The sequence below is a fragment of the Desulfonatronospira sp. genome (assembly GCA_003563255.1).
In the GTDB taxonomy this organism is placed as follows: Bacteria; Desulfobacterota; Desulfovibrionia; order Desulfovibrionales; family Desulfonatronovibrionaceae; genus Desulfonatronospira.
Genome location: PWSL01000073.1, coordinates 1 through 7,085 on the forward strand (window position 1 = coordinate 1; position 7,085 = coordinate 7,085).

The 7,085-nt window shown below is 56.0% G+C and carries 4 protein-coding genes; all 4 read right to left on the minus strand.

Annotated features, from left to right (window positions below; translation table 11 throughout):
• Positions 1-1,991 (minus strand): phosphate acetyltransferase (pta, locus tag QZP87_RS02090; protein WP_291321265.1); only part of this gene is annotated, 1,991 nt, incomplete at its 3' end.
• A gap of 63 nt (positions 1,992-2,054) precedes the next feature.
• Complete coding sequence (locus QZP87_RS02095) at positions 2,055-3,326, minus strand: (Fe-S)-binding protein (RefSeq protein ID WP_291321266.1); 1,272 nt, start codon at positions 3,324-3,326, stop codon at positions 2,055-2,057.
• Positions 3,327-3,341: 15 nt separating this feature from the next.
• The gene (locus QZP87_RS02100) at positions 3,342-4,733 is read right to left on the minus strand and encodes an FAD-linked oxidase C-terminal domain-containing protein (RefSeq protein ID WP_291321267.1); all 1,392 of its coding nucleotides are present in this window, start codon (positions 4,731-4,733) and stop codon (positions 3,342-3,344) included.
• 88 nt (positions 4,734-4,821) lie between these two features.
• Positions 4,822-6,534: an L-lactate permease gene (locus tag QZP87_RS02105; RefSeq protein WP_291321268.1), complete on the minus strand. Its 1,713-nt coding sequence runs from the start codon at positions 6,532-6,534 to the stop codon at positions 4,822-4,824.
• Positions 6,535-7,085 lie beyond the last annotated feature (551 nt).

Consider the following 7,085-nt stretch of genomic DNA (forward strand, 5'->3'; position numbering starts at 1 on the left):
ACCGGGCCGATGGCCACGGCGTTGGCTGCGCGCTGGACCGCCTTGTAGGTGTTGTTGCCGGTGTTGAGATCCGGAAAGATATATACAGTAGCCCTGCCGGCAACCTTGGAATCGGGCATCTTGGCCCTGGCCACCTCCGGGTCGTATGCAGCATCGTATTGAATGGGGCCTTCCAGGAGCAGTTCAGGGGCCTTGGACCGGGCTATTTCCGTAGCCTGGCGCACTTTCTTGACGTCCTCTCCGGCACCGGACTCTCCCGTAGAATAGGAAAGCATGGCCACCCTGGGTTCCACCCCGAACTGCACAGCGGTTTCGCTGGAGGAAATGGCGATTTCCGCCAGCTGCTCTGCAGAAGGGTTGGGATTGACCGCACAGTCCCCAAATACCAGGACCCGGTCAGGAAGACACATGAAAAAAACTGATGACACCAGGGAGATGCCCTGCTTTGTCCTGATGAACTGCAGGGCCGGGCGTATGGTCTGCTGCGTGGTGGTGATGGATCCGGAGACCATGCCGTGGGCATGATCCTTGTAGACCATCATGGTCCCGAAATAAGTAGGTTCGGACATGGTATCCCTGGCCACTTCCGGGGTAACGCCTTTGGCCTTGCGCAGTTCCAGATAAGTATCTGCGTAGTCTTCAAACTCCTTGGAGGATGTAGGGTCCAAAAGCAGGGCTTTTTCCAGGTGCAGCCCCATCTGGGAGGCCCTGGTGCGCATCCTGTCCGGTTCCCCCAGGATGGTCAGGTCCACGATACCCCGGCGCAGAAGGATATCAGCGGCCTGCAGGACACGGTCGGAAGAGCCTTCGGGAAGGACGATATGCTTCTTGTCTGCTTTGGCCTTTTCCAGAAGACTGAATTCAAACATGATGGGAGTGACCCGGGTGGAGCGTTTGGCTTCCAGGCGGCTGAGCAAAGCCTCGGTATCCACATGCTCTTCAAAGGAGCCAAGGGCAGTGGCCACCTTTTTTTCATCTTCGGGATCGATGCGGCCGTAAAGTTCGGTAAGGATGCGGGCCACTTTAAATGTATGCCCCTCTACAGCCAGAATGGGCAGGGGTACTCCAGCCCAGCCTTCAAGCAGCCTGGTCATGGAGGCCGGTGGGTGCATGCCTCCGGTGAGGACGATGCCGGCCACTTCCGGGTAGGTCCGGGACTGGCGGGTGGAAAAGCAGCCCAGGAGTATGTCGGAGCGGTCTCCAGGGGTTATTACCAGGCAGTTCTGGGTTACATATTCCAGAAAGTTGTTTACCTGCATGGCTGCCACCAGGTAGTCATCCACCTGGACATCCAGAAAGTCATGGCCGCTTATGACTTCGCCTCCCAGCCACTTATGCACGTCCTGAACCGTGGGTTTGCCCAGAGAATCCACCTCTGGGATGAGAAAGCTCAGGCAGTCGGCCTCGTCCCGGAACTTGCAGCGCAGCCCGGACAGGATTTCATACTTGTCCTCTACCCTGGAGCGATTGATGACGGTGGCCAGTATGTCCACCCCTTTTTCTATAAAGCTGTCAATGGCCAGCTGGGTCTGGGAAACTACCTGCTTGGGATTTTTTTTCTGGGCGTTGGTTATGAGTATTACTGGTGAGCCCAGGTTGGCGGCTATTTCGGCATTTATATCATATTCAAAGGCCGAGTCCGTACCGACGAAGTCCGTGCCTTCGCACAGAACAAAATCGTACTTTTTTTCCAGGGCCTTGTACTTGGACATGATATTTTCCATGAGCAGGTAGTGCTTGCCCTGGTTGATCAGATCCCGGGCCTCTTCCAGGGTGTAGGCGTAAGCTTCTTCATAGGACTGCTGCAGCTGAAACCTGGACATGATGAGGTGGATGTCGTGGTCCACCTTGCCCTCCTGCAGGGTATTGATGATGGGTCTGAAAAAACCCACCTTGCGGATATTGCGCCTGAGCATCTGCATCAGGCCCAGGCAGACGGCTGATTTGCCGCTTCTGGGTTCAGTGTTGATAACGAATAGGTTGTTGGCCATCAAGCGCTCCTGGTCTTTTTCTTCTGTTGTCAGTCGTCTGATACCAGGCGACTGACAACAATTTTACAATGATTCAGCATAGAGTTCCAGTACATGCTTTACAGGCATGGAGGCCTCTTCCTGGGAGAGCATGTCGGCAAGCTGGAGCATGCAGGCTGGACAGGCTGTTGCGGTCATCCGGGCCTGGGAGGATTTGATGTTGCGGGCCTTTTCCCGCCCGATATCTCTGGAAAGCTGGTAGTGCTTGATATTGAAGCTTCCCCCGGATCCGCAGCATGACGTCCCTCCGGGAATCTCGGCCACGCTGTATTTGCCTCCGGCCTCGATTACAGCCCTGGGCTGGACCGTAACCTTGAGACTGTTTCGCAGGTGACAGGGATCGTGGTAGGCTACTGGTGTATTGCCGGTCTTTGATGTCTCGGGCTTGACTCCCAGCACATCCACAAGGAACTGGCTTACATCCATGATGTTGTCCGTTATGACCCGGCCCAGGCTGCCCTTGTGGTATTCCGGCCAGAGCTTGCGCATGGTGGAGGTGCAGGTGGCGCAGGGAGTTAAAAGATAATCCCATTGTCCAGCGGAAAAGAGTTCCACGTTCTGACGTACCATAGTGGAAAAGGCGTCAGACTCCCCGGAGGACAGGGCGGGAATGCCGCAGCAGGCCTGGTTTGCGGGCATGTAGACCCCCACCTGGTGGTGTTTGAATATTTTCAGGGCTGCCTGGCCGACATCCGGGAAGACCTTGTCGGTAACGCATCCCGGAAAAAAAGCCACCTTGATGCCCGAGGATCCGGCCTGAGTGTCCAGGCTGGGAACCTGCCTGTGCAAAGGCTTTCCGGCCAGCTTTTTGAAGTGGCGGTCCCGGATAAGGGGCGCATTGAACCGGGCGCAGGAAGTGCCTATGATCTGGTCGGCATCCTTGCTGAAGATCCCTTGAAAGACTGAACTCATGGAAAGAAGGGCGTTCATGAGTTTGGGCTTGGTCAGCAGACGTCTGAAAATAAGCCTCTGTGTGGGGGATAGCCCGAGATAGCCGTTTAAAACGGCCCTGGCCTTGAGGAAGATATCCGTGACCTTGACCCCGGAAGGGCAGTTGGCCTCGCATGTGCCGCACAAAAGGCAGCGGTTCAGATTGTCCTGCACCTGCCTGGGATCTTTGAGCATCTCCTGGGAAAGCCCGGATAAAAGGGCCAGCTTGCCCCGGGTGACGTCGGTTTCCTTGCCGGATATGGTGAACACAGGACACTGGGCCTGGCACATGCCGCAGCGCATGCAGCGCGTGAGCAGGTCGTCCAGTTCCTGAAGCATCCCGGCTAATTGTTTTATATCGGCCATGTTTTCCTCCCGGGGTTAGGCGAGCAAAGGTCCGAGCATCTTGCCCGGATTCAGGATATCTTTAGGGTCCAGTACGCTTTTCATACGGCGGGAGTATTCAATGGCGGCAACGCCGTATTCCTGGTGCATGAATTTGGACTTGGCAATGCCTATGCCGTGCTCACCGGAAAGGGTCCCCCCCAGGTCCAGGGCTACGTCGAAGATTTCGTCGATGGCTTTTTCCACTCTCTCCCATTCCTGGGTATCGCGCTTGTCGGTAAGAATGGTCGGGTGCAGGTTGCCGTCCCCGGCATGGCCGAAGGTGCCTATGGTCAGCTTGTATTCCCTGGCTATGCGTTTCAAGGCCTGCATCATGTCCGGTATCTTTGAGCGGGGAACGGTGGCGTCCTCCAGGACGGTTGTGGGTTTGACCCTGGCCAGTGCGGGCAGAGCGTCGCGTCTGGCCTGCCAGACTGCATCGCGCTGCTTGGCGTCCTGGGCCACTGTGAACTGCCTGGCCCCGTGCTGTTTGCAGATCTCCTGGACCTGGGCAGCGTCGTCTTCCACCTGGGCCGGATGACCATCCACCTCCAGAAGAAGCAGTGCAGCGGCCTCGGTATTAAGCCCCGCTCCGCGGAAGTTTTCCACAGTCTTGATGGTGAAGTTGTCCATGAATTCCAGGGTGGCCGGGACTATTTTGGCTGCAATGATTGCGGAAACAGCCTGGGAGGCCGCGCCCACGTCGTCGAATTCAGCCATCATGGATTTGATTGCCTTTGGAGGCGGCACCAGCTTGAGAATCAGTTTTTCAAAGACGCCCAGGGTGCCTTCGGAGGCCACCATGAGTCCGGCCAGGTTGTAGCCGGTAACGCACTTGACCGTTCTGGATCCTGATTTGACCAGTTCTCCGTTGACGTCGAAAAAGTCCACGCCCATGACGTAGTCCTTGGTCACCCCGTACTTGAGCGCTCTCAGGCCCCCGGCGTTTTCAGCCACGTTGCCTCCCAGGGTGGAAACAGCCTGGGAGCCGGGATCCGGCGGATACAAAAGACCTTTGGAGGCCACCTGGGCCGCGAACTTGGCCGTGATTACTCCGGGCTGTACCACGGCGTACAGGTCTTCTTCGTTTATTTCCAGGACCTTATTTAAAGAGGTGGTCAGGCAGACAATTCCTCCTGGATGAGGGATAGTGCCCCCGGAAAGGTTGGTTCCGGCACCGCGTACTGTCAGTTTGAGTTCGTTGTCGTTACAGAGTTTAACAACCTGGCCCAGGGCTTCGGAAGATGTCGGCCGGACCACCATGGCCGGGCTGACCTGGTCCAGCACCGCTGAGTCGTAGGAATAGGCGTACATCTCGGACTCGCTGGTCATGACGTTGTCCTGCCCCACCACTTTGGCGAATTCTTTCTGCAGACTGTCGTTGGACATAAAATGCTCCTTGGTAAGATGTCCGGTGTCAGCCCCTGGTGCAGATCAATATCTGCACCAGGGGCATTGCTGCTGGTTAGTTTAGAGGTTAGTACAGGCCAGGGAAGAGTACGAAGGTCAGGAGAGTTACCCACAGTCCGGTTATCACTGCATACAGCAGAAATGGCCAGAAGGTCTTTCTGAGAATGAGTCCTTCCCTTCCGGACAGACCGACCACCGCACACACGGCCACGATGTTGTGGATGCAGACCATGTTGCCGAAACCGCCGCCCACGGCCTGGGCCGCTACGATGAGCTGGTGCGGCAGGTCAAGTTGAGAGGCCATGCCCCACTGGAACTCAGAAAAGAGCAGGTTGGACACGGTATTGGAACCGGTGATGAATGCTCCCAGACCTCCGATGAAGCCGGCGAAGAAGGGCCAGGTCTGACCGGTGACGGCGGCTATGGCTTCGGCCAGGGCCAGGGGCATGGAGGGATAGAGGTTGGGGTTCAGGGCTTCGTCGCCTATGCCGGATCCTCTGAAGATGGACACCAGGGCCACAGCGAAAAACAGGGCTATGGCCGGATTTTTAATGCGCTTGATTGCATCCACCCATGCAGATTTGACTTTGTCCGCCCCCATCTGGTGAATGAAAATGGTCAGAATGGCCACCAGCATAAAGGGGATGGTTCCCGGCAGGTAGAGTATTGCGATGGAACCGCTGACCGCTTCATAGCCCAGGATATTCTGGAAATCGATGGTGATGCCGGCCAGGAAGGACTTGAGAGGCAGCCATTCCAGGCGGGTGAGCACCAGGATGAAACCGATAAGGATGTAGGGAGACCAGGCCTTGAGCTGGCTCATGCGGGCCTGGTACTTGCTGCCTTCCACTGCACTGACAGATCCGGTCCATTCCGGATCCCAGTCCTTCTGGGTGCCGAAGGTGAAAATATCCTTGGGAACGGCAATGCCCTGCTTGGCACCCCAGACCACGATGCCCAGACCGATGAGACCGCCCACCAGACTTGGGAATTCCGGGCCGATGAGCCAGGCCAGAAGCACGTAGGGAACTGCAAAGGCAACAGAGGCAAAGATGCAGAACTTCCACGCTCCAAAGCCGTCAGCCCAGGAGCGGTTGGGCCCGAAAAAGCGGGTAATAAAGCCCAGCATGAAAATGGGCAGGATTATGGCCATGGGCAGGTGCATAATCGATGACCACTGACCGATGACCTCGCCGAATGATATGGGGTCGGAAAAGTTCAGGGCCTCTGCGCCTGTGGCTACGGCCCGGGTTACAAAGTCCTGCAGTGGTCCCAGGCCCAGTACAATGGGTGTTCCCACGGCCCCAAAGGTAACCGGGACAGAATTGAAGGTCAGACAGATGACCGCCGCTGCCAGGGGTGGGAAACCCAGAGCCAGCAGCAGCGGAGCAGCCAGGGCCGCAGGCGTGCCGAATCCGGCGGCGCCCTCGATAAAGGCTGCAAAGAGAAACCCGATGATGATGGCCTGGACCCGCATGTCCGGAGAGACATCCTGCATCCCGGCCTGGATGGTTTCCATGCCCCCTGAATCGCGCAGGGTCATGAGTATGAGAATGGCTCCAAATACGATGATCAAAATTCCTATGGCGCCGATCACCCCCTGGATGGAAAGAGCGGCCACGTAACCCACGGGCAGTTGCCAGACAATGATGCCGGCCAGGGCGGCTGCCAGCCAGGCAATCGGCATGGCCTTGGTGGCCGGCCAGCGCAGTCCGGCCATGAGAACCAGGGCGATAGCAATGGGTATCGCCGCTAAAAGGGCCAAAAATCCTACAGACATGTCTCAATACCTCCTTAACTGATTAAAAGTGTTGATATTTATGCACAACTTACGCTTTATCGACACTTGTTTGATTTTTCCGGACAGTCAAAAGTCTTCGTGCAAGTCTCTAAACCCTGCAGCGCATCGAATAAAATGTATGGTTTGAGGTATCTGTTTAGCGCGTTTTGAAAGCAGGTGCCAGTAATCACCACCGAGGACCCTCCTGAATGGGTAACTTCTCAATAACTCCGGGCAGTATTCTTGGATACCGGCTTCCGCCAGTATGACATCACAATGCAACGACCTGTTTTCATTCGTCATTCCGGCGAAGCTTGTCCCGGGCTTGAACCGGGAGCCGGAATCCAGGTATTATCTTAGTGTAAGATCGCCCAGAATTATTGAGAAGTTACCTGAATGGTTACCGTAAGATTAAAGTGCACTGCCTTAACACTACAGCGAAACTTATATATTGACCTCCGGGGACTGGCTCTTTTGCCGCCTGATTTTTTGTTCAATTGTAAGTTATCAAACGGCAAAAGTGCCTGTCCCCAATTGAGACAGGTTATAAA